Here is a 24,502-nt window from a genome sequence, read left to right on the forward strand (position 1 = left end):
GATAATCAATAAAAAGTTCTGCTTTTTGTTTAATATAGCAATATTATACAGAGTCTGTATAAAAATATGGGATAATTGGTAATGGATTTTGAAAATTACCGCAACTATATAAAATTAAAAGTTAAAATTCCTGACAACCAAATAGCATACTATTTGGGATGGGTCACCCAATTTTTTGCATATTGCAACAAAAATCCTGGCCAACCCTTTGACCCCAGTGAGGTTCATGAGTTTCTTGGCCATCTGGAGAACCAGTGTGAGTCCTGGCAAGTCCAGCAGGCCAAAAAAGCTATCGAACTTTACCGTTATGTTCAGAGCACAGGGAAACGTTTATCATCCAAAAAATCTGCTTCGCCGTCTTCGGGTGCCTGGAAAAAAGCTGCCGACAATATGGTAAAACGCTTGCGTTTGAAAGGTTGTGCATACAAAACAGAACAAACCTATCTGCATTGGCTCAAGGATTTCTATCGTTTCGTTGACAATTCGCCTCCCGAAACCATTAGCGATCGTCATTTAATGGATTACCTGACCTACCTGTCCGTAGAGCGAAATGTGGCCAAATCGACCCAGAGTCAGGCATTTAACGCACTGCTCTTTTTTTATCGGAACGTACTCGGCCGCGATCCTGGCGACATACGGGACGCCATACGCGCACGGCCAAAAAAACGGCTTCCTGTGGTTTTAACCCGAACGGAGATATCTCTTTTGCTTGAGCAACTTTCCGGAATCCCCTTGCTGATGGCACAAATTATTTATGGGGGTGGGCTTCGTTTGCAGGAATGTATTTCCCTTCGAATCAAGGATATCGATTTCGAGCAGAATATCCTCAGCATCCGAGGCAAAGGCGACAAGGATCGACGAACGCTTCTGGCAGGTGTCGCGGTAAATCCCCTTAAAATACACATCGAACGGGTCAGGAAACTTTTCGAAGAGGATCGTCAAGCCGGGGTGTCCGGAGTTCAACTGCCAAATGCCCTGGAAAGAAAATATACCAACGCCGGCAAGGAATGGATCTGGCAGTGGGTCTTTCCATCGAAGAATCTATCCGTCGATCCAAGGACCCAAATCGTCCGGCGTCACCATATCCACTCCACCTCCTTGCAAAAACACATCAAAAAGGCAGCAAACAGGGCTATGATAACCAAAAGGGTGACCGTTCATACTCTGCGGCACAGTTTCGCCACGCATTTGCTCGAAAGCGGTACGGATCTGAGGACGATTCAGGAGTTGCTTGGGCATTCCAGCGTCCAGACAACCATGGTGTACACCCATGTCGCGCGGAAGAATGCCCTGGGCGTTACAAGCCCGTTGGATCGGCCGGGGTAATGAAACTCGAATGCCGGGAGCAGTTATCATTTGCCGTCGCTACACGACTACAAACAGATGATGATAACGCTCATAGAAAAAGCGCACATCCGCGAAATTTGTATAGGTCAAGGCTTATAAAGCATTTCTTAAAATGCGGTGGCTCCGCTTACACCGTGCCAACTGGTTGTACAAAGCCGAAAAAAACAATATGCTGTTTCGCAACGAAGGACTCTATCTTCAGCAGTCGGCAAGGAGGCGAGAATGGAATTTCGCGTCAAAGATATCCTCAAAATACAGGTGGCTCCCGCTCTGGGCTGCACCGAGCCGGTGGCCATCGCCCTGGGTTCCGCCGCGGCCGTTTCGCTGCTGCCGGAAAAGCGGATCGACGCCATCGAGATCTGGGTGGACCCCAATATCTATAAAAACGGTCTGGCCGTATCGATACCCGGAACCGACGGTCTGAGCGGGCTGGACATGGCATCGGCTTTAGGGGCCATGGGTGGCGATCCGAAGCTGAGGCTTGAAGTGCTCGATTCCGTGGACGAGACCGCCGTAACCGCAGCCATCGAAATGGTGAAGGCGGGACGGGTGAAGGTAAACCTGCTGCGGGACCAGGTGGGGCTGCATATCAGAACCGTGGTCAACGGGGGCGGTCACACGGCGGAATCGGTGATTACCGGTCTGCACGACAACGTCGTATCCCTGAGTTTAGATGACCAGGAGATTGTCGAAAGCGACCTGCTGCCCCATGCCGCCGAGAAAAACGGCACAAGCCGGCTGGCCGAACTGGAAGCCTGGCTCAAGGCCCTGACCCTGGATCAATTGATCGAACTGCTGGACGACCTGGATGACGAGGACCGCAACTTTCTACAGGCCGGCGTCGACGTCAACCTGCGACTGGCGGACTACGGCCTCAAACACGGCCCGGGGCTGGGCGTCGGGCGCACCATGGAGCGTCTGGTGCGCCAGGGGCTGATCAAGCGGGACATGCTCGTCGCCGCACGGATTCTGGCTTCCTCGGCTGCCGATGCCCGCATGTCCGGCGTCAAACTGCCGGCCATGAGCAGCGCCGGGTCCGGCAACCACGGGTTGACTGCCATTTTGCCCATCGTGGCTGTCGAAGAATTTCTCTCCGTGGACCATGCCCTCGTGATCGAGGCCATCGGTCTGAGCCACATCATCACCGCCTACGTCAAGGCCTACACCGGGCGGCTGTCCGCCATCTGCGGCTGCAGCGTGGCCGCCGGAGCAGGCGCCACGGCCGGCATCACCTACCTGATGGGCGGCACCAAACAGCACATTGCCGGCGCCATCAAAAACCTTACCGAGGACCTGGCCGGCGTGATTTGCGATGGCGCCAAGGGCGGATGCGCCCTTAAGCTGGCCACCGCCGCGGGAACGGCGGTGCAGGCTGCCCTGTTCTCCCTTCAGGGAGTCAACGTCAGCTTCACCGACGGCATCATCGGGCGTTCTCCCGAAGACACCATGAAGAATATCGGCACCCTCACCACCCAGGGAATGATCGAAACCGACCGCACCATTCTGAACATCATGCTGGAGAAGCAGTTCTCCGATGTCTGACAAACCGGGACATAACTCGGGTCAGGAGGACGACTCCGGTTGGGTGGACGTATCGTCGAAAACGGGAGCCGGCGGTCTGCCGACCCGCCGCCTGGACCTGATGGCGGCGTTTGACCGGATGACCGGCGGGCATGAACGGGTTGCGGCGTGGCTGGACGCGCTTTTCTCTCGAAAGGGCGCCGGTGCGGATCTCTTTTCTCGACAGACCGTTCTGCCGGTTCTGGATCGACTGGCTGCCGTCCTTTCCGGTCTGATCGCCATGATCCTGGTGGATCGCCACTACGGCCCGGCCGGCCTGGGAGTTTTCGCCTGGTTTTTCTCATTACTGGCCATTGCGGGATATCTCGGGCGCTACGGCATCCCCGTTTATGTGGAAAACCGCATGGCCCGGTCTCCCGAATCCGCCGATGTCCTCTGCGCCCGGGCCCTGGCAGCCTTGCTCTCCTTAGGGGGCGCTGCGGTGGCCGTGTGTACGCTCTATGCCTTCCTGCTCGCTGGACCCGGTCCCGGCTCGGCGGACAATTTCCTGATCCTGCTTCTGGGACCCACGGTCTTTTTTCAGAACATCAACGCCCTGAAACTGGCCATGCTCAATGGAACCGGGCGGCACGCTGCAGCCGCCGGCCTGAGAATTCGTCAGCGGCTGGTTTTCCTGGGGGCTACCCTGATGCTCTGCCTCTTCCGGGTCCCGGTGCCCCTGCTGGCCGGTGCGTTTTTGTTGAGCCAGATCGTCATGCTGGGACTGGGGCGCAAGACGGTCCGCCTTCCGGGTGCCGCCCGCGTCCTTGCCGGGTGGAAACAGGTCGGGCAGATGGTGGACAAGGGCCGGGCCTTTCTGTTTACCGACAACCTGCTGGACGTGGTGTTTTATGCGGACATGTTGATCCTGGGGTGGTTCGTCGATCCAGTGAAGCTGGGGCTTTACGCCCGGGCCCTGATTCTGGCGCGGCTGTTTCTGGTGGCTCCGGGAGGGCTGCGCTCGGTTTTTCGAAAAGCGGCCAACCAGCGGGTGCGAGCCGGGCTAAACGGCGATCTGGTCCCTTTTGTGGGCCGCACCGCCCGTGGGATGTTTTTCGTCCACGGCTTGCTGGCCATCCTCGTCCTGGGGCATTTCCAGCAGGCGCTGGAGCTGGTCTACGACAGCCGCCAGCAGGCCGCCGAGACGTTTGCGGTCTTCGCCCTGGTGATGCCGGGGTTGATTTTCTTCTCGGCGGTCACGGCCCTGGAGCCGGTTTTCGAGGCTCTGGAGAAGAGCGAGCGGCTGAAGCGGATGAACCTGGCGGTGGCCGCCGTCAACCTGATGCTCAACATCAATCTGATTCCCTTTGCCGGAATCGATGGCGCGGCCATGGCCACCTCGGGGGCCATGCTGATCCATTTTTTTCTCTTTGCACGGCTGCTGCCAGCCGGTTTGCGCGGTTCCATCTTTTTCTGGCCCGGTGCGGCGGCCGCGCTCTACCTGACCTATGTTCTCATGGCTTGGTCGGGCATGGGCGTATTCCCGTGGATTTTGCTTTCCCCGATCCTGTTCGGCGTCTTTTTATGGGCAGGCGGTTTTTTCGATAAGCCGTCGGGAAGAACGGCAGGCTGAGAAAAGCGCATAAAAATCAACGTATTCGCATTAAATACATATAGAATCTTCCAACAAAAGGAGGAAACCCCATGGAAGAACAAAGCCCGCAGGAGCCGGAACTGATCAAAAAGATCAGAAAAAGGAGAATTTCGATTCCAAAATTCCGGATTCCCGGCGGCGGCAAGTTCAAATATTTCGTTATCGCCGCTGCTGTCCTGGTGTTTGCCTACAATCTGCTGTTCGTTTATGTAAAACCCAACGAATTCGGCATCAAGGTGGTGCGCCTGGGCATCAACCGCGGCGTCCAGCAGGAAGTGTACACCGCCGGACTCAACCTGGTGGTGCCCGGCATGCAGCAGATGTACCGGTTGCCGCGGGACGTGCAGGTGCTGGAACTGACCGATTATCCGAAAACGGCCGCAGACCAGGCCCGCAAGGAGCGGGTGGCCCACATCCAGACCTCCGACGGATTTTTCGTGGACGTGGATGTCTCCATTCTTTATCGCATCGAAGACCCGTACCTGGTGTTTACCAAAATCGGACCCGGCAGCCTGTTCGAAGACAACGGCATCATCCCCAAGGCCGAACCGGCCCTCAAGGAGACGTTGGGCAAGCTGACCACCGAGGACTTCTACAACAGCTTCATGCGCGTCGACAAGGCCCGCGAGGCCCGCGACCGGCTCAACGAGGAATTGAATCCCAAAGGCATCCGCGTGGAGCATGTGCTGGTGCGCTACTTCCGTTACAGCCCCGAGATCCAGAAGAACATCGAAGAGAAGAAGCTCAAGGACCAGTTGGTCTTCACCAACCAGGCCGCGGCCCGGGCCGCCAGGGAGGAAGCCCAGTTGAAGAAGATCGTCCAGGAAGGGCGCGTCGTCGTGGACGTGGAGATGGAGCAGGGCAGGGCCTACGTGACCCGCAAGATTGCCGAAAAGGACCTGTATGTGAGGGCCAAAAAGGCCGAGGCCGACCTGTTGGTCAAACTGGCCGAGGCGGAGAAGGTCCGCCTGAAGAACGACGCCCTCAAGGGAGTCGGTTCCGAAAGAATGGTGGGATTGAAAATGGCCGATGTCTACAAGGGATTGGATCTGATCGTGCTGCCCAGCGACGGCAGTTCCGGGGTCAACCCCCTGGATCTGGACAACGCCCTCAAGCTTTTCGACGTACGCAAAGGAGGTGCCCAATGAAGCGGTCGATCTGGATCATACTGGCGGTTTGCCTGATGTTCGGCACCACGGGATGTGTTTTCTATACCACCGGGGAAACCGAAGTGGGCGTGCGCACCCGAAAATTCGCTCTCACCGGCAAAGGCGTGGAGGACAAAGCCTACGCGCCGGGGTCCACCTACATTTTTATGCCTTTTATCAACGACTGGCACACCTTCGACACCAAGCTGCAGAATCTGGAAATGGTGTTTGATCGTGGACGCGGGGACCGGCGCACCCGCGACGATCTGCTCTTCAAGACCATTGACGGAAACGACATCAGCCTTGACGTGATCATCGCCTATCGCATCGATACGGAAAAGGCACCGTATATTCTGCAGAACGTTGCCGTCAACAACCGCACCCTGCGGGACAAGATCGTACGCACCATCGCCCGCAGCAAGCCCCGGGACATCTTCGGCGAACTGGCCACCGAGGAGTTCTACGTGGCCGAAAAGCGGGAGCTTCAGGCCCAGCGGGCCAAGGACGTGCTTCAGGAGATGCTCGGTCCCATGGGCATCGTGGTGGAAAAAGTGCTCACCAAGGACTACCGTTTCAACAAGGAGTACCAGAAGGCCATCGAGGACAAGAAAGTGGCCGATCAGCAGGTGCAGAAGAACAAGTCGGCCCAGCACGCCGCGCTGGAAGAGTATAAGCGCAAGTTGGAGGAAGCCAAGGGCGAGGTCAACAAAATGATTGCCGACGCCGACGGCGTCTACCGCAAGGCCAAGATCGAAGCCGACGTCTATTACGAGAAGCAGAAACTGCTCGCCGAAGCCATAAAGGCCGAGGGGATCGCCGAGGCCAAGGGGATCCAGGAGATGAACAACGCCCTGGCTGGCTCCGGCGGCGAGGCCCTGGTGAAACTGCGCATTGCCGAGGCCATGCAGAATAAAAAGATCATGCTGCTGCCCGTATCCGAGGGGGGCATGAATTTGAAGACCACCGATATCAACCAGTTGATCAATACGATGGGGGTGAAGTCGCTGGGTAAGAAGTAAAGATCCGTGAACAGTGAACCGTGAACGGAAAAGACCGTAGTCAGAAAAAAGCGACCGGTGAACAGGAAGTGGCGCACCGGCTCAATTCACCGTTCACAGACCACTGTTCACTGTACCCTCACTTCACGCTGGTTTCGATCTTCAAGTGGTACTTGTCGATCTTGGCGTGCAGGGTTGGCCTGGAGATGCCCAGCAGTTTCGCGGCCCGCGAGCGGTTGCCGCCGGTCAGGTTCAGCGCTTCGCCCACCAGCATGCTGCCGAAATGATCCAGGCAGTTTTCGAACAGGTTGTTCTGGTCTCCCTTGGAGAGCAGGCTGCGAATCCAGGTGCGGATGCTTTCGTCGCAGGCGGTTTCATGGGGATTGCCCTTCTGGGGATCACCGCTGGCAGCCTGGGTGATGTCCTCCAGGCTCAGGGGGGCTCCGCGATTGAAGATCAGGGCTTTTTGCAGGGTGTTGGACAGTTCGCGGATGTTGCCCGGCCAGGGGCTGGAAACCAGCAGGCTCATGGCCTCGTGGGTGATTCCGGGATTTTCGATCCCCAACTCCGATGAGAAGCGGGCCAGAAAATAGTCGGCCAGCAGGGGAATGTCGCCGGTGCGCTCCCGCAGGGGCGGCAGCCAGATGCTGATCACTTTAAGGCGATAGTAAAGATCCTCCCGGAACTGGCCGGTGGTGATCAAATGCTCCAGATCCCGGTTGGTGGCGGCGATGATGCGCACGTCCACCGGCAGGGTCTCGCGGCCGCCGAGGCGCTCGATGCTCTTTTCCTGGAGCAGGCGTAGCATTTTGGCCTGCAGGTTCATGGGCATGTCGCCGATTTCGTCCAGGAAAATCGTACCACCGCTGGCCTGTTCGATCTTGCCCACCCTGCGGTGGGTTGCACCGGTGAAGGCGCCCTTCTCATAGCCGAAGAGTTCGCTTTCCAGCAGTGTGTCGGGGATGGCCACGCAGTTGATCACCAGAAACGGTTTTTCGTTGCGCATGCTGTGCTGGTAAAGGGCCCGGGCAACCAGTTCCTTGCCGGAACCGGATTCGCCGCGGATGAGAACGGTGGCCTCGGTGGCCGATACCCGGCCGATGGATTTATAGACCTCCTGCATCACCGGGCTTTTTCCGATAATGGCCTCTCCGCGGGTCTTGTCCGGTCCCACGTCCATGTCGATGGGCGAACGCATGAACCGTCCGGTCTCCAGGGCCTGGCGGATGGTCGCCAGCATCTGGGGGATGTCGAAGGGCTTGATGACATAATCGAAAGCGCCCAGCTTGGTAGCCTCGATGGCAGTTTCCGTGGTGCCGAAGGCGGTCATGACAATGACCGGCAGCTTCTGGTCGATGGCGTGGATGCGTTTGAATGTCTCCAGGCCGTTCATGCCCGGCAGGCGTACATCCAGGACCACAAGGTCGGGAAGAGCCTCCTGGACCATGCGGATCCCGGCTTCTCCTGACGCCGCCGTGCGAACCTCGTATCCTTCTTCCTGCAGCAGCCGTTCGAAACTCATGCGCAACTGATCGTCATCGTCGATAATCAGAATGGTGCTCACAGGCCTCCTCCTTTGGTCGGCAGTGTGATCGTAAAGGTTGTTCCCTGATTCTCATGGCTGAAAAGATCGACGCTTCCGCCGTGCTCGCGGATAATCCGTTCGACAATGCTCAGCCCCAGTCCCGTGCCGTCTTCCTTGGTTGTGAAAAAGGGGTCGAATACCTTCTTGATGGCCGACGGGGGGATGCCCGGTCCGTTGTCAATGATCCGGATTTCAGCCAGCAGCCGATCGGAAGGGTTGCCGGTCACGCGTTCGTGGATGTCGATGGTGCCGCCGCCGGACATGGCCTCACAGGCGTTGACGATCAGATTGACCAGGACCTCCTTGAGCTGGTCGGGGTCGGCATCGACAGTCGGCAGCAACTTTTCGCGATGGACGGTGGCCTCCACATGGTAGGATTCCAGACGATAGTGCAACAGCCGCATGGCCGTATCCACCACGGTAGACGGGCTGATCGGCTGCATTTTGAGCCGCGGCGGCCGGGAGAATTCCAGAAAGTTCTGGACGATGGTGTCGATGTGGTCAATCTCCTCGGAGATGACCTCGAAATCCTCTTTCTGGGTGCCGGACAGCTCCAGGGACCGGTTTAACGAGAAGAGACGCATTTTGACGGAGGTGAAAGGATTGCGCACACTGTGGGCCATGCCTGCCGCCAGCTTCCCCACCATGGCCATCTTTTCCGCCTGCAGCAGGTTCTCGCGGCTTTTTTCCAGGGCCTCCTGGGTCTGCCCCACATCTTCGATGAGTCCGCGCACGCTTTTACTCAGCGTTGTGACCACGTTGCCGGACAGCTCGATATCCTCGCTGCGGCTGGCTTCCATGATCAAGGCGCGCAAAGGGTTGAGAATCTGGAAAACCAGCAGGTAGATGAGCAGCCCCACCAGCAGGATGTGGGTCACGATAACCGCCATGGCGGTATCCCGCAGCCGTGCCGCTTCGATCAGCGCCGACCGTTTGGCTTCCATGATCGATCGGGTCTGCTCCTGTTTGTACTTTTCGCACATCTGAAGGATGTTGAAAAAGCGGCTGCGCACTTCCTGGTGCAGTTTCGATCCGAACTGGATCTGCCCGGATTTGTAGAAATCGATCACGTTGTCCTTGTCCCGGATATAGTGATCGTATTCCTCGGCGATGCGGGCAATGGTTTCCCTCTGTTCCGTGGAATGGGCCAGAACTTCGGCCCGGCCCAACTGTTCGCTGAATATGCGGCGATACTCCTTTAGCTGCACCAGCCAGTCCGGGTTTCCGTCGAGAAAATAGTAAGAGACGAACCCTTTCTGGTTGACCAGCGCGATTTCCAGTGATTCGGCGCTTTGAAAGGCCACCAGGTTTTTCTCGGTGATGGTGGTCAGTACGCCCTCGATGCTGTAGGAATACCAGACCATGACCGCGGCACCGGAAAACGTGACCAGAAAAATCGCAGCCAGGTGGATGTAGATTCTGTTTTTAAGACTGATGCGGGACCACATGAACGGTTCCTTTCAACATCGCTTCGATCTGGTCGATCATCTTCTGCCGGTAATGCGCCAGCATGGCCGGGTTGGCCATGACCATGTCCAACTGGCGGGTATGAATGGTCAGGTACCCCAGGATTTTCAGTTTGTCAGCCATTGTCGCAGTATCGTGCTGTTCGATGCGGGACCGCAGCGCATCCTTGGCGATTTCACTTCTGAACCCGTATTGATCCAGCAGATCCTTTACCAGATGGACCCGTTTCAAACGGCGGTTGAAGTCGGCCGCCCCACCCTTGAACTGGAAACTGACATAGTTTTCCGTGGTCCGGTCTCCCACCAGCGCTTCGGTTATGGCGAAGTGAAATCCCAGGCGGGACTGCAGGCTGCAATAATTTTTCGATATCATAAAATAGTTGCGGTTGGCCATGGTTGTCCGCACCGTGGGCAGCAAAGCTTGATTCTGGGTGGCCTGGAACATCACCGACATGAAACCCTTGCCGTCCACCGGCGGCGGTCCTTCCCACGGATAGGTGCTGATGCCTTCCCACAGCGCCAGCATGGGGATGGAGGCCACATTGTCGATGTCCACATACCGGTCCGTGGCTGCGTCGGTTTTGAAGCCGTCATCCAGGTTGAGCACCCACCACTGCATGGGAATGTTGACGCGCAGCTGTTTGGACGAACGTTCGGGAAACCGGTGGGTCTTGCCGAAGCGAAACATCTCGTGAACGCTTTTCTCGTGGCAAAACCGGGTGATATCGTGCAGCGTGCGGCAATTGGCCGCCGTAAAGGAATGGCTGTCCGGGTCCAGCAGGTTCAACGGGGTGATCAGACCCGCGGCCTGTTCGAGAACTTCGTAAATCGGGGTGCCCTTCATGAGCGCCTTGGATTTCTTCGCAAGATTTTCGGTCAGCAGGGAAGGGACCGTTCCGGGATAAATCCGTCCGGCATCGGCATCCACCGTGACCTCTGCTTTTCCGGTGAGCCGCTCGATGGCGCCCTCGGCACCGAAAAGGGCCGGCACGTTGAATTCCCGGGCCACATTGGCCAGATGACCGGTCAGGCTTCCCTTTTCGCTGACAACGGCCGCCGCCCGGGGCAACAGCGCGGCCCAGCGGGCCAGGGCCCGGTCGGTGACGATGACCCCGCCGTCGGGAAACTGCAGGGCGTCGACGTCTTTAAGGAGAAGATGAACCGGCCCGGCTGCAACGCCGGGAGATGCGGTGATGCCGCCCTGATAAAGACTGGGCGGCAGGTGGTCGTCGCCCGCTTCCGTCATCCGGTTCGGGGCGGTGACGACTTGCAGGGGCCGGCATTGCAGCAGAACGATGTCACCGGACCCGTCGATGGCCCATTCGATGTCCTGGGGCCTGCCGTAGGTCTCTTCGATGCGCAGCGCCACTTCGGCCAGGTCCACGGCCTGACGGTCGGTGAGCGAGGCCAGGGACATGTCGGGACCGGTGTCGTCCAACCGGCAGACCCCCTCGTCCGGGTAGCAGACATATTTTTTCTCTTTGGTGGCGATCTGACGCTGGATAACCTTGACTTCCGGTTCTTTGGTCACGCGAAAGAGGTCCGTTGCTGTCGTGCCCTCCACAACGGCCTTGGGCAGCCCCCAGGCGGCGTTGATGATTATCGACCGGTCCCGGATGTTCATGGGGTTGGCCGTGTAAAGCACCCCGCCGCTGACGGCGTCCACCATCTGCATCACCCCCACGCACATCTCCGTAGTTTCGCCGCAGATGCCCCGATTGAGACAATACGACATGACCGAAGGGGAATAGGCCGCCGCCACGATCTGTTTGTAGGTGTCCGGCAGATGTTCGGGTTCGATGTTCAGAGCGCTTTGATAGACGCCGGCAAAGGAGGCGCCCTCCTGGTCTTCGTTCAGGGCGCTGGATCGCACGGCCAGGCGCACTTTCGACCGATGGCGGGCGGACAGTTCCTCGTAGGCCGCCATGATGGCGCTCTCCAGTTCCGGGGGCAGGGGCGCGGCCTGGATGAGTTTGCGAACGTCGGCACTGACGGTATAAAGCTGGTGGGATCCTTTTTCCTCGGCAACCTGGATCCGCCGGCGGATTTCAGTTTGAAGGTCGTTGTGATCCAAAAACAGGTGGAAGGCCCGGGCTGTGATGACAAAACCGTCGGGCACCCGAATCTGCAGACGGTTGGCCATTTCCCCCAAATTGGCCATCTTCATGCCGACCTGATCGGCGTGGCCGATATTCATGTCCGAGAACGGCAGAATCAGCGGTCCCTGGGGGCTGGCTGGCCGCCGGGGATTGACCAGGGCGTCGAGGTCCTGTCGGATCGCATCCAGGCGGGATGACAGGGCCTTGTATTTTCCCGGCGCCAGCTCATACAGGTGCTGGACGATCTGGTAGACGCGGGTGTAGGCCCCCATGGCGCGCGAGCGGATGAATTTCATGCCGAAGGGAAAATCGCCTGCCAGGGACATTTCCAGGTCGGCCATGATTTCCAGGGCCTGATTGTTGGCATTTAACAGCAGTTTGAAGTGATGATAGCGCGATTGGAATTCGAGACGCAGGGCCTCGGCATCACCGGTGTCCACACTTTTTTTGTCGGCAGTAAACCGGTCGATGAGTCGTTGCCAGAGGCCCATTGATGTTTCTTGATTCCCGAGTTAGGAGGTTTCATACAAAGCCCGCTAGTTGCGGTACGCTTCAACTCTTCACATTGCAGAGGTCAGAGAGCGGAGATCGGAAGTCGGATGTCTGAAGTCAGAGGACCGATGTCGGATGTCGGAAGACGGAAGGTGGCTATTCAACTTCCGTCTTCCGTCCTCGGTCCTCCGACCTCCGTCTAGTGCTCCAGCCGCAATCCCCAGCCCTCGAAAAGATCCATGATGCCGAAACCATACCACAAGGTGTAGACCACGTAAAAGATCAACGAAAAAAGGACAACCCCGAAGCGGTCGGAAATGTTCTGAGCCTCGATGCCGTAATAGTTATAGGCGGTTTCCACGGCCTTGGCCTTTACCATGTCCGCGATCTTGGCCGCCTTGAACTGTTTTTGCTTTTTCAGGCTGAAGTCCATGGACTTGAGCGCGCTCCACCAGTTGTACAGCGCCGCCTTTTCGGCGTAGCCGTACTTGGCGGATACGGCCGCGCCGTCGTTGTCGTACATCAACTGGGCGTCGTCCAGGCAGTAGCCGAGAATTTTGGCCATGTTGCCGGTTACCGTCAGTTGGTTGCCCTCCTGGCCGACCTGGGCGCCGGCCTTCATGAACAGGGACACGGTCTGCTGGGCCTGGACCTCGCTGGCCATGGTCAGGTTCACGGTCAGGTCCGACTGTTCGAGACTTTGCACTTCCGTGCGAACCGAATCGATGTAGTAGGCCGATCCCTTGGAGATGGAGTTATAAAGGTTGTCGAGATATTCCAGTCCGTTGTGCCCGTTGAACAGGGGCATGAAAATGGCGACGAGAATAACGATGAACATCGCTATCAGAACCAGGCCGGTGGTGAATTTTTTCTTATGTGCGATCATGCGTGTTCTCCCTCCCCTTTGAGTACCGAGATGTTTTTCAAAAAGGTTCCGATCACCCAGACGCCGAAGCCGGCGATTACGATGAAAAAGGCCCACACACCGATGGTGTCCAGCGTCTTGCCGAGCGCCTTGGAGATGTCGATGACGCCCATTTCTCCCAGTTTGGCGGGCAGGGCGAAGAAACGGTTGACGAAACCGGCCAGGACGGCCATGGCGTAAAAGCCGCGGATGGTGATGCCGGGAACCACCTTGGTGACCATGGCACCGATCTGGATGCCCAACAGCGATCCCAGCAGCATGCCCATGGCCAGGGTATAGAAGATAAACCCGTAAATGGCGTACTGACTGATGGATGCGTAGCCGGCGGTGAAGACGATCTGGAAGATGTCGGTGCCCACCGTGGTCATGGAGGAGACGCCCAGCATGTAGACGAATATGGGGAAGGTGAGAAAACCACCGCCCACGCCCATGATGCCGGCCGCCAGCCCCACCAGGGCGCCGGAGAGTACCAGAAATACCCAGGAAATGCTGCGGCCGCCGGGGGTGAAGTCGAAATCGAACTTGACCATGGGGGGAATGTTGACCGCCTGAAGCTTCTTGGGCAGGCCGCCCAGCTCTGCGCCCTCGGCCTTGCCGCCGCCGTGGGCATCACCGGTGTCGCCCGACTTTCTGGCCTTGAGAAAATCCAGCATGGCGTAGCAGCCCAGAAAACCGAGCATCAGGGCGTAGATGGTCGTGATGAAGGCGTCGGACAGCACCGGGTTAAGCTCATACAATACCCGGTTGATCAGGCCGCCGGCCGTAGCCCCCAGGATGGCGCCGATGAGAAAGACCACGGCCAGCGGAACCGAAACATTGCCCAGTTTACGGTGGATGATGCTGCCCATGATGGCCTTTGCGAAGATGTGAAACAAATCCGTTCCCACGGCCAGAATACCCTTGATGCCGGCGCTCATCAAAGCCGGTGCAATGATGAAACCGCCGCCGGCGCCGATGCAGCCGGTGATCAGCCCGGCACCCAGACCGATGAGGATGGAGACAATGAAGATGCCGGTGGAGTAAAATGCCGGGCTGTATGCTTTCTTGCCGCCGAGAATGTCGGGAATGGCACTGCCCACCTGGTCGGCGAAGACGAAGCCGCCGAGAATGACCGGAACCAGAAGCAGGAGCAGGAGCAGTACCCGTTTGCGGCTGTGCAGGATATTGGCGGACATCTGGATTTCCCAGCGGGCATGGGCCCGGGCTCCTGCCATCATGAATTGGCCCCATTGTTTGAAAAAGTTCATATCCTCCCTCGCTTTTCTTTTAAGGTTGACAGAATCCTACATAAGTTATGCATCGCTGTGATATTCGATTGCCGTTGATATGCCGAGGCCAGAGGTCCGAGGTCAGAAGTCGGATCGCTGCCCCTGGCTTGCGGCTTTTAGCCTCCCGCCCCGAGATCGACGCTCATGCGATCGATCTTGCCTTCATGGATGGTTTTTTTCTTGAAGGCGTCTTCTGCCTTGTAGAGCAGTTCGTCCATGTCCATGGGTTTCATCAGGTAGTCGAAAGCGCCCATCTGCATGCCTTCGATGGCCACCTCCATGCTGGCATGCCCGGTGAGCATGATCACCTCCACCAGGGGATAGCGTTTTTTGATTTCCCGCAGGGTTTCGATGCCGTCCATGCCGGGCATGCGAACGTCCAGGATCACCACGTCAATCGGGTTGGCATCCAGCCAGGACAAGGCCTTGTCACCGCTCTCGACGCCATGCACATCGACATTGCGCCGCTGCATGCGTTTGAGAAGGGTGTCGCGGAAATCGGACTCGTCATCTACCAGTAGCAGTTTCATCCGTGTTCTCCCTTTGGCGGACTGCCTCGTGAATCTTGGCGACCAGTTCCGCCAGTTCGTGGGGCTTGGTGAGATAGTCGAAAGCCCCATGACGCATCCCCTCGATGGACGCTTTCTCCGAACCGTGCCCGGTGAGCATGATGACCGGCATGTGAGGATCCATTTTTTTGAATATTTTCAAAATTTCGATGCCGTCCATGTCTTCGAGCTTCAGATCCAGCACGGCCACATCGAAATCCAAACGCCTGAGGGCCTGGATCCCCTCGGCTCCCGAAAAGGTCCGGGTGACCTGGATGCCCCGCTTGGCCAGCCGCTTGGACAGCACATCGACGAAGCCCTTCTCGTCGTCCACCAGCAGCAGGCGGATGGGATCGCAGCCACCGTTTTTCCGCCTGTCGGAGGGCATCGCCGGCTCAGTATGCTCGCCTTGCCGTGATCTCCTTGATTCGGGCATTGGTGATCTTCTCCTCGTGCTGACGTTTTTTGGCGGCCGCTTCCGACACCTTGTCAAGCAGGTGATCCATGTCGCATGGTTTCAGCAGGTAATCGAAAGCGCCCAGTTTCATCCCCTCGATGGCCGACTCCACGGTGGCATGGCCGGTGAGCATGATCACCTCCACCAAAGGGGCCTGACTTTTAATGGCCTTGAGGGTTTCGACACCGTCCATGCCGGGCATCTTGACATCCAGGATGACGACTTCCGCCTTGCTGTCGTCGGTCAGTTTCTTCAGGGCCTCGTCACCGCTGAAAGCCTGTTCCACCTCAAGGTCCCGTCGTTTCAGGCGCTTGGTCATTGCCTCTACAAAGGGGACCTCGTCGTCTACAAGCATGATCGTTGCGATAGCCATGGGTGTTCTCTCCTTTCGTTCTCGTTGGCCTAGTTCCGGCTGGCAACATCGTTTTCTTCCATATTTTCAGCATCCGTTTCTCTTGCTATGGGGATGCGAATTTCGAAAGTCGTGCCCGCGTCCAGCGCACTACTGACTTTAATTTCTCCACCCATTTTGTGAATGATGCCGTAGCAGATGGACAGGCCTAATCCGGTGCCGCTGCCCACCGGCTTGGTGGTGAAAAAGGGGTCGAAAATCCGGGCCAGGTTGGCCTTGGGGATTCCCGGTCCGTTGTCGGCTACCGCGATGAGGATCTGGTCTTCTTTCTGGCGGGCGCTGATTTCGAGCTTTCCCCCGGTTTTTTCCATGGCATCCAGGGCATTGTTGATCAGGTTGAGAAAGACCTGCTGCAGCTCCGAATGCGATGCGGAGATAGCCGGCAGTTTGGGCTCCAGGTGGGAGGTCAACTCGACGTTGCTGTATTTGGCCCGCTGGGCGGAAAGAACTACGACCTCTTCGATTAAGGGGCCGATCTCGAAGTCCTCGATGCGCGAATCGGTTTTTCGGGCAAAGCTGAGCAGTTTGTGGGTGATCGCCTTGCAGCGTTTGCCCTGGGTGCGGATCTGCTCCAGGGCCCGTTCGAACTCTGCGATGTCCTCCTGGCTTTTAAAGGCGCCGTCCTCCATGAGGTCTTGGAGCCAGCCGGCTTCCTCCACCATAATGGCCACCGGATTGTTGATTTCGTGGGCGATTCCGGCGGCCAGTTCGCCCACCGAGGCCAGTTTCCCGGTTTCGATCACCTGCTGGTTCATGATCTCCTTTTCCTGCTCCGAGGCCGCCATGCGGCGAACCATTCGGGCCGAGAGCCAGACGGCCATGGCCACAATGGCGACACCCCCCAGAATCAGGAATAAAAGCGCGATGAGTTGGGCCTTGTGCAGATCGGAGTAAGCATCCCGGCTGGCCTGTTTGTAAACCAGGAGCCAGTCCCCTCCTTTGAGCAGAGCCGATACGTAAAGACTTTTCACGCCGTAGCCATCGAGCCGTTCCTGCATTTCAACGGTTTTGTCTCCCCTTTCGAGGGCGTCGAAGTAGTTGGTGTAAATGTCCAGGGTCGGGGTGAAGTCGAAGCTGGGCTGGGTTTGAAATTGCCCTTCGCGGTTGAGGATATAGGCAAAACCGGTCTCGCCGATGCGCACGTTTTCCACCAGCCGGTTAAAGGAGAGAAAATCGATGGTGGCCCGGATGATCCATTTTTGACCCTTCCAGTTTTTGCGTACGGCGATGATGAAGTGCGGCGAACGCCTGAGTCCCAGAAACACATCGCTGATAAAATAGGGATTGTTGATGGCCCGCTTGAACCAGTCCGCCTCCTCGTAGCGCGCTTTTTCCAGTTTGAACGGCCCGGCATAGGCTAGCTGCTGGCCCTGTTCGTCCACCACGCCAAAATCGACAAACACGGTGCCGAACGCGCTTTGCAGACGTTTCAGGTGGTCGCCGGCCGCATCTTTTTCGCCGATGGTGTCGAAGTCGATGGAATCGGCCAGAAAGCGGATGTCCATGACCTTCTCTTCAAGAAAACTGTCGATGTTCTGCTGATGTTTGAGAACCAGTTCCTCCAGATGGGCATGGATTTTTTCATGGTGGGAAGCGCTGAACTGTCTGAGGATGATCCCGGTGACCAGAACCATGGGAGTAAAGGAGACAAATATGACCAGCAGCACGATATTGCGCGTGAGAGACCGATAGTGAGACGACAATGGACTTGGATTTTGGGTCATACCCGCTCCTGCCGGTAATGGGTTGAACAATCCTGATCGACGACAAGCCACCTGCTACTCATCAAATTCGATGCCAACTGTTCAGGATTTTCTAACTACGAGAAATAAAGGAGAAAAATGATTCTGCGGGGAAAAATTGGAGTGGTGTAAAAAAATCTGACTGTCAGGATCCTTTACATCCTGTAAGGCCTTCGGACAGGGTTAGAAGAACGGTGATCGACATCCGGCCCGGTATCGTCGGTTGGACGCGACCCATTTTTTTGGCATTGAAAAATGTTCTCTGTCTAATAACAGAAAGAGCAGTTTTTGAAGGTATTCATAAGATTTCGGCGACGATTGCCGCTGTGGCCCGGTCGATGGTTTCCTCACGAGTACGATGGGTCTGCACACCGGCATTGGACAGCACGTAACCCGGTCCCCTGTGCGAGATATCCTCCTTCATGCCCACATGGTCCACATCCTGGGAAATCAGCCACTCAGCCACCCGGATGCCCTTGGCGGTTTCGACCGACCGGTGAGGATTTTCCACGATTCCCAGGCGATCGATCGATTTGTCTTTCAGCCCGATGCGTACAAATCCGAAGTAGGGTGCTTCTCCGAAATGGTTACTGATGCGACCTTGCCTGTTGTAAAGCGGCAAAGCCAGCACTTCGTGGGTTCGGACCTGAGGCCCGCAATGGATCATGATTTTTTCCATGTGGGGTACCCGATCGCGGATTTTAGTTTCGATTTCTTCACGGATGCGCTGCGCCTCTTCCAGGTTTTTGGTCTTGACGGTGATGACTCCCTGGATAAAGCGGAAACGGCCTGCGCTTCTGCCGATGAGCGACTGGATCTCGTCAACCTTCGGATGGCCGTCGATAGTGGTGCGGATGCGATACAGGGTCTCGGCATCGATGGATGCATCCAGCAGCACCCGCATACCGCTGGAGAGCAGTTCCCACCCGGCCTTGACGATGAAAACGAGGATCAGTACGGCAGCGACTTGATCAATGGAAAGTCCAAGAAAATCAACCGTGACATCCAAATAGCTGACGGTGATGGACGCCAGGACAACCATGGACGCCAGGACATCCACCTGCCGATGCCGACCCTCGGCGATCAGGGTCGGCGATTCGGTTTTTTTCCCGGTAGCAGTGGCGTAACGGCCAAAAAGAAACGCCGCCACCGTTCCCGAAAGAATTAAAAAAATGGTTATTGGGGAGATGCATAGCGCGGTTTCTGCCGGTTTCAGGATTTTTAGAACCATTTCGTACCCGGCAATGAATATGAAGATCGCAATGATTACCGAAGCGACGTTCTCAAGCTTGTACAGCCCCATGGGAAACGACCGGAATTTTTTTTCCGAGACCAAAATCCCGATGAAAATGGCGAAAGAGGCGACGGCATCCGTTCCCGAGTCGATAGCGCTGGCGGTGATGGCGAGGCTGCCCGAAAGATAGGAGAGGATCGCTTTCATGAGGGCCAGCAACAAATTCAAGCCGAACGCCATCCCCGCCACATTGCGTATCTGGCGTGCCTCATCCGATTTTACCGCGCTGCCGGCCGTTTTGCCCGCCTCCCTTCCTGGCTACTCTTTTTCCTGCTCGAAGACCCGGCTGGGGTAGCGGATCAGTTCCTGGATTTTCGCGTTGCGAATTTTCGAGTCCTGGCTGGCTTTTTTTTCGAAAGCCTGGGCCATTTTGGTGAGCAGGTCCTCAAATTTCATGGGCTTGAGAAGGTAATCGAAGGCCCCCAGTTTCATCCCTTCGATACTGGTCTCCACCGAGGCGTGGCCGGTGAGCAGCAGCACTTCCACCAATGGCTGAAGGCGCTTGATTTCCCGCAGCGTTTCGATGCCGTCCATGCCGCCGGGCATTTTGATGTCCAGCAGCACCACATCGTATAGCTGTTCCTTCAGGGCCTGGATGGCCTCTTCGCCGCTGGTGACGCCGGTTGCATCCAGTTTGCGTTTATTGAGCCGTTTAACGATGGTTTCCAGAAAATCGACTTCGTCGTCAACGACCAGAATCCTGAATGTATGCATGGCACGGTCTCCTTTTTATCCTGACGGATGACTTCTGAGTACTGAATGGTTGGTTTCCTGGTTATGGTTGAAGCCCTTTTCGCTACAGGAAGTAAATCAAATCGAGCGGCTTTCGTCAAAAAGGGATTTTACTTTTTCTCCGGCAGGACCAGGGGCAGCGATACCGTAAAGGTGGTTCCCTTGCCCAAGGTGCTGTCAACGGTGATGCGACCGCCCATTTTTTCGATGATATTGTAGCTGATGGACAGTCCCAGACCGGTTCCCTTGCCATTGGGTTTGGTGGTGTAAAAAGGATCGAAGATTTTCTTTTGCACAGGCTCGGGGATGCCGGGGCCGTCGTCTTCGATGACCACCCGGATCCATCCCTTGTCCAGCTGTGTGCGAACGTCGATGTTGCCGTCTTTGCCGATGGCGTCGATGGCGTTGTTGATCAGGTTCATGAAGACCTGCTGAAGCTGGGACTGGTCGCTGGCGATGACCGGCAGGCGGTCGGCGAAGCTTTTATGGATCTCGATGTCGTTGATGCTGGCATGGTTGGCCAGGATGTCGATGGTCTGGTCCAGCACCTGGTTGACTTCCACGTCGTCCAGTCGCGGTTCCATGCGGCGGGCGAACCCCAGCATCCGGTGGGTGATTTTTCTGGCCCGGTCCACATGGTCTTCGATCTTGGAAATTGAGTCGGCGAATTCATCGTAATTGTCACTGTTTTGAAACTCCTCTTCGGCCAGCAGATCCTCCATCCAGCCGGCTTTCTCACCGATGACGGCCAGGGGGTTGTTGATCTCGTGGGCGATGCCCGCGGCCATTTTTCCTAAGGCCGCCAGTTTGTCCTGCTGGATCAACTGGGCGTTGAGTTCGCTCATTTCGTTGTCCGTCTGTTCCAGGTGGCGTACCAGGGTGTGAGAAATCAGGACGATGGCAAACAGGATGACCACGCAGCCGGTGGCGATGATCAGAATTTCCGTATTGCGGATACCGGCCAGCCAGCCATGCCGCTGGCCGGCGATCTGGCTGATGACCAGCATCCATTCGCTGTCCTTGAGCCAGGCGCCGCCGAGGTAACGAACATCGCCGCTTTCTTCGATTTTTTCGACAACGGTGGTGCCTTCCCCGAACCGCTGGGTGTCGATGTCGGACTGCGCCAGAATCGCCCCCTCGAATCGGGGGCGGGTCTGAAACACGCCCTTTCGGCTGACGATAAAAGCATCCCCGCTGGTGCCTACCTGGGCACTTCTCACCAGGCGGTTGATGATCTCCGAATCGATGGTGGCCCGCAAGATCCAGCAGCCATTGTCGCAGGCCCCCTTGACGGCGATGATGATATGGGGCACCTGGCGGAACCCCATGAATACGTCGCTGATGAATTTCCCCCGGCGCAATACCTGGTCGAACCACGGCTGCTGATAGTAATTCAGGCCTTTAAGGTTATAGGGGCCGCAATAGGCCAGTTGATTGCCCTGGCTGTCGATGACGCCCAGATCCACCAGGCCGAGCCCCTCGGCCCGCCGGTTGATTTTCCAGAAAAGGCGGGTGAGGTTTTCCTGATTGCTCAAGCTTTCGAACGATTGCGTTTCGACCATCATGGCCAGGATGGTGGTCCGTTCCTTCAGAAAAACATCCACCGCGTTGCTCTGGGAACGGGCCATGTGGCGGATCTGGTCATTGATGCGCTCCTTGTAGAGCTTGCCGAACTGGTAGTAGATCGCCGCGCCCAAGAGGACCAGCGGGCCGACGGAAACCACCAGCGTGATGCTGATCAGTTTGATGCGAAGATTTTTATAAAGGCTTCGTTTCATGGAAATGGCTTTCTACCAGGCCAAAAACCGCCAGTATCCCAGCACGGCCCACAGCCAGAGCACCAGCCAGGCCAGGATCGTGACCGGCAGACCGTATTTGACGAAATCCATGACGTCCAACAGCCGTTCTCCGGTCTCCGGGTCCTTGCCCATGCCGAAACAGATGGCGTTGTTGGGGGTGCCGACCACCAGGAAATTGGCGAAGGAGGAGGAAAACGAGGTGATCAGTCCCACCTTCCAGACGCTCACGTTGGCCAGAGTGGCCATGGGCAGCACAATGGGCCCCAGGGCCGCCACCGTGGCGCCGTCGCTCATGAAATTGGTCATGGTGCCGGTGAGCAGGCTCACGCCGATCACCAGGCCGTCGCCTTTGGTGAGAACCTCCGGAAGCAGATCGACGAAGGTGCGGGCCAGCCACAGGGCTCCGCCGGTGAACTTGAGGGCCACGCCCATGGCGCAGGCGGCCGCGTAAAGCCCCACCACGTCGAAGGCCACGCCGTTCTGGATGTCTTCCCATTGCAGAATGCGGAACACGAACATGGCCATGACAGCGTAAAGGGTCGGCCCGCCCAGGCCCGCATGTTCGCCGATAAGAATCCACGCGATTACCAGCAGCACCAGGATAACCGCCATGATGGCTTCTCGGCCGCCGAACTTGGGCATGTTTTCCACTTCGGATCTGACCACCTGACTGGGATTGACGCCTTTTACCGCGAATTTGGGTTTCAGCCGCAGATACATGTACAGGCCGATGACCCAGGACATTACCGGTACGAAGGGAATACCGGTTTTCATCCACTCCAGGAAGCTGATGGGCATACCGTAGTCGGCCAGGTAACCCACCATGATGGCATTGCGCCCGCCGGCCGCCGGCGAACCGGGGCCGCCGTGATTGGCGGCGAAGCAGACCCCCAGCAGCAGGAAAATGGCCAGGGCGCGGTCCTTTTTCACACCGTACATCTTGCAGGTCACCTTGTAGACACCCATGAGCACAGGGATCAGCAATGCCACCAGGGCGTGTTCGGACAGAAAGCCGGCCGACACCGCCAGCATGGGCAAAAAGAGAAAGGCAAAGGCCTTGGCGCTCTTGATGCGGCTGAGCAGAATCAGGCCGATGCGCTTGTCCAGGCCCGTTTTGGCCACCCCCACGGCCACGGCCAGGATGCCGAAAATGAAAAAGACGGCATCTTTCATATAGGCCCGGCTGATTTCGTTGATGGGCAAAATGGCGAACAGATAGAGCATGACACCCACCAGGATGTCGGTGGCCCCGAGAGGCAGGGCTTCGGTCCCCCATAAGAATGCGGCCAGAAAGAGGATGCAGATGGTCAGTTTGGCCATCTGGGCCACCTGGTAATGGGTGAGCAGGGGTTCCACTTCTCCGTGGCCGTTGCCGTGACCGGATTCGGCACCTTTATCGGTGCCTTCCTGTTGCTGGCTGAACGCTTCGGGCCGTAGCTTTTTGTTGACCGCGTCGGTGATGGTCTTGGTGCCGGCGGGAAGTGCGTATCCGGCCGGGTTAAGGCTTTGAACCATTTCCAGCATGCCCTGGGTGGGAGGCAGCATAACGACAAAGGTAAACACCAAGGCGGCCAGAATAAAAAAAATGGGTTTGTAGCCCGGTCTGTTTTTCCAAGTCCATGTACGGCCTTCGGCGCCATCCGCCAGCAATGGGTCGTAACCCGGTTCCACTGCGGTTTGATGTGACATGCTTCCTCCTTGATCCTGCCCCACCCTGAGTCCTCACGATGGGGATCCGTGTTTATCGCCTGTGTCGTGACCGATGCCGGTTTTCATTCATACCGGTTTCCATTCCTTGAGCAATGGGCATGCCATTGGTCGAACGGAGGTATAATCTTTGTAACCAAATGAAAATTCAGGGTATATATTCTTTCTTGAAGAAGCGTGAGGAACGGGAGGCGAGGGAATCTGTCAGTCCGTTTTACAGGTTGTAAAGATGGGCGGGGGGAAGGACGATGGGCGATGGATGAGGGACGAAGGATGAGGGATGAGAGACGATGGAAGAAGGAAGAGGGAAGAGGGAAAGCCCGGAAACGGCCAGAGTGAGAAGTATGCCGTTTCCGGGAAGTGGGCGGTTATTCGTGCAGTATGCATCCAGTTTTTAGGTTGCGCACTATTGCAGAATCCGTTCGAGCTGGAAGAACAGGTCCTGTTCCCGCAGGACGCCGACCAGTTCGCCGTTTTGCTCTACAATCAGGCGTCGGCAGCGATCGTTTACAATCCTGTGAGCGGCCTCCATGAGATTGGCCCGGGCATCGATGGTCGGAGGCGCCGGGGACATCAGTTCGCTCACCGGGGTGGATGCCAGTTGGTGTGCTTCACGGGTGAACATGCCGCTCCAGAACATGGGCGAGTATTGCAGGCTGTCGGCCGTCGACGGTTTGGGTGCCGTCAGATAGGCGGGCAGGATCGCTTCGAGAAGATCGACGATGGTCAGGATGCCCTTGATTTTTCCCTTGGCACCGAACACCAGCAGGCTGCGGTGGCCGGTTTCCAGGATCCGGCTGGTGCGGACATGGGGAGAAAAGGAGGCTTTCAAAGCGGCGATTCCTTCGGCTACGCTCTGGTTTTCCGTGATAGTGGTATATTCGCCAAGGGGAATCATCAAATCGCCCACCGTGGGCTCCGCCGGTTCCCCGCCGGCGGATTTTCGCGTTTTTCCGGCATCGGCGATGCGCGATGCAAGGATATCGATATCGCAGGGTTTGGACAGGTAGTCGAAGGCGCCCTGGGTGAGGGACTGCCGGGCGTTGTCGTCGGCGCCGTGGCCGGTGAGCATGATCACCGGAAGCCCCGGGACCCGCTTTTGAATCTCTTCCAGGGTCTCGTTGCCGTCCATATCGGGCATGCGAATATCCAGCACGACCACATCCGGCTGGCGATCCAACTGATCCAGCGCTTCGCGGCCGTTGGCCGCCATGAGGGTTTCAAACCCTTTTTTATCGAGAAGTTTTCGGGTGGTTTCACGAAACTGGGTTTCATCGTCAACCATCAACACTTTTATTTTCTTTGTCATGTTGCCAGCCTCCTTTAAGG

General features: G+C 57.1%; 19 protein-coding genes. 5 read left to right on the forward strand and 14 right to left on the reverse strand.

Annotated elements, in window-relative coordinates; genetic code table 11:
* The first annotated feature begins 81 nt into the window (after positions 1 to 81).
* The 5 genes from GN111_RS32145 (at position 82) to GN111_RS32165 (ending at position 6,668) form a co-directional block, all read left to right on the forward strand.
* Positions 82 to 1,326: an integron integrase gene (locus GN111_RS32145; RefSeq protein WP_155307657.1), complete on the forward strand. Its 1,245-nt coding sequence runs from the start codon at positions 82 to 84 to the stop codon at positions 1,324 to 1,326.
* A gap of 243 nt (positions 1,327 to 1,569) precedes the next feature.
* The gene (locus tag GN111_RS32150; RefSeq protein WP_155307658.1) at positions 1,570 to 2,889 is read left to right on the forward strand and encodes an L-cysteine desulfidase family protein; all 1,320 of its coding nucleotides are present in this window, start codon (positions 1,570 to 1,572) and stop codon (positions 2,887 to 2,889) included.
* Positions 2,882 to 4,480 carry a lipopolysaccharide biosynthesis protein gene (locus tag GN111_RS32155; RefSeq protein WP_155307659.1) on the forward strand — a complete coding sequence of 533 codons (1,599 nt, stop codon included), beginning with the start codon at positions 2,882 to 2,884 and terminating at the stop codon, positions 4,478 to 4,480. The genes GN111_RS32150 and GN111_RS32155 overlap by 8 nt, the downstream gene beginning before the upstream one ends.
* A gap of 71 nt (positions 4,481 to 4,551) precedes the next feature.
* Positions 4,552 to 5,649: an SPFH domain-containing protein gene (locus tag GN111_RS32160; protein WP_155307660.1), complete on the forward strand. Its 1,098-nt coding sequence runs from the start codon at positions 4,552 to 4,554 to the stop codon at positions 5,647 to 5,649.
* On the forward strand, positions 5,646 to 6,668 hold the full coding sequence (locus GN111_RS32165; RefSeq protein ID WP_155307661.1) for an SPFH domain-containing protein: 1,023 nt from the start codon (positions 5,646 to 5,648) through the stop codon (positions 6,666 to 6,668). The genes GN111_RS32160 and GN111_RS32165 overlap by 4 nt, the downstream gene beginning before the upstream one ends.
* 118 nt (positions 6,669 to 6,786) lie before the next feature.
* Here the strand turns inward: GN111_RS32165 and GN111_RS32170 are convergent, their stop codons facing one another.
* The 14 genes from GN111_RS32170 to GN111_RS32235 all read right to left on the reverse strand — a co-directional run bounded on the left by GN111_RS32170 (position 6,787) and on the right by GN111_RS32235 (position 24,482).
* Complete coding sequence (locus GN111_RS32170) at positions 6,787 to 8,211, reverse strand: sigma-54-dependent transcriptional regulator (protein WP_155307662.1); 1,425 nt, start codon at positions 8,209 to 8,211, stop codon at positions 6,787 to 6,789.
* On the reverse strand, positions 8,208 to 9,680 hold the full coding sequence (locus tag GN111_RS32175; RefSeq protein ID WP_155307663.1) for a sensor histidine kinase: 1,473 nt from the start codon (positions 9,678 to 9,680) through the stop codon (positions 8,208 to 8,210). The genes GN111_RS32170 and GN111_RS32175 overlap by 4 nt, the downstream gene beginning before the upstream one ends.
* Positions 9,658 to 12,288 carry a PEP/pyruvate-binding domain-containing protein gene (locus GN111_RS32180; RefSeq protein WP_155307664.1) on the reverse strand — a complete coding sequence of 877 codons (2,631 nt, stop codon included), beginning with the start codon at positions 12,286 to 12,288 and terminating at the stop codon, positions 9,658 to 9,660. Before GN111_RS32180 ends, GN111_RS32175 begins: the two co-directional genes overlap by 23 nt.
* Before the next feature lie 200 nt (positions 12,289 to 12,488).
* Complete coding sequence (locus GN111_RS32185; protein WP_155307665.1) at positions 12,489 to 13,175, reverse strand: hypothetical protein; 687 nt, start codon at positions 13,173 to 13,175, stop codon at positions 12,489 to 12,491.
* A complete protein-coding gene (locus GN111_RS32190; RefSeq protein ID WP_155307666.1) occupies positions 13,172 to 14,461 on the reverse strand; it encodes a sulfite exporter TauE/SafE family protein in 1,290 nt (429 codons plus the stop codon). Before GN111_RS32190 ends, GN111_RS32185 begins: the two co-directional genes overlap by 4 nt.
* Positions 14,462 to 14,598: 137 nt before the next feature.
* Positions 14,599 to 15,012, reverse strand: a complete 414-nt coding sequence (locus GN111_RS32195; RefSeq protein WP_155307667.1) for a response regulator — start codon at positions 15,010 to 15,012, stop codon at positions 14,599 to 14,601.
* Positions 14,990 to 15,418 (reverse strand): response regulator, encoded by a 429-nt coding sequence (locus GN111_RS32200; RefSeq protein WP_155307668.1) that lies wholly within the window; start codon positions 15,416 to 15,418, stop codon positions 14,990 to 14,992. The genes GN111_RS32195 and GN111_RS32200 overlap by 23 nt, the downstream gene beginning before the upstream one ends.
* A 7-nt stretch (positions 15,419 to 15,425) precedes the next feature.
* Positions 15,426 to 15,860, reverse strand: a complete 435-nt coding sequence (locus tag GN111_RS32205; RefSeq protein WP_155307669.1) for a response regulator — start codon at positions 15,858 to 15,860, stop codon at positions 15,426 to 15,428.
* Positions 15,861 to 15,889: 29 nt separating this feature from the next.
* Positions 15,890 to 17,623: a sensor histidine kinase gene (locus tag GN111_RS32210; protein ID WP_155307670.1), complete on the reverse strand. Its 1,734-nt coding sequence runs from the start codon at positions 17,621 to 17,623 to the stop codon at positions 15,890 to 15,892.
* Positions 17,624 to 17,939: 316 nt separating this feature from the next.
* On the reverse strand, positions 17,940 to 19,115 hold the full coding sequence (locus GN111_RS32215; RefSeq protein ID WP_155307671.1) for a cation diffusion facilitator family transporter: 1,176 nt from the start codon (positions 19,113 to 19,115) through the stop codon (positions 17,940 to 17,942).
* Between the two features lie 78 nt (positions 19,116 to 19,193).
* Entirely contained in the window at positions 19,194 to 19,649 is a 456-nt protein-coding gene (locus GN111_RS32220; protein WP_155307672.1) for a response regulator, read from the reverse strand.
* A 128-nt stretch (positions 19,650 to 19,777) separates the two neighbouring features.
* Positions 19,778 to 21,445, reverse strand: a complete 1,668-nt coding sequence (locus GN111_RS32225) for a sensor histidine kinase (RefSeq protein ID WP_155307673.1) — start codon at positions 21,443 to 21,445, stop codon at positions 19,778 to 19,780.
* A 12-nt stretch (positions 21,446 to 21,457) separates the two neighbouring features.
* Complete coding sequence (locus GN111_RS32230; RefSeq protein ID WP_155307674.1) at positions 21,458 to 23,155, reverse strand: SLC13 family permease; 1,698 nt, start codon at positions 23,153 to 23,155, stop codon at positions 21,458 to 21,460.
* A 424-nt stretch (positions 23,156 to 23,579) separates the two neighbouring features.
* A complete protein-coding gene (locus tag GN111_RS32235; RefSeq protein ID WP_155307675.1) occupies positions 23,580 to 24,482 on the reverse strand; it encodes a CBS domain-containing protein in 903 nt (300 codons plus the stop codon).
* Positions 24,483 to 24,502: the final 20 nt, after the last annotated feature.

This window comes from Desulfosarcina widdelii, from assembly GCF_009688965.1.
GTDB classification, from domain to species: Bacteria; Desulfobacterota; Desulfobacteria; order Desulfobacterales; family Desulfosarcinaceae; genus Desulfosarcina; species Desulfosarcina widdelii.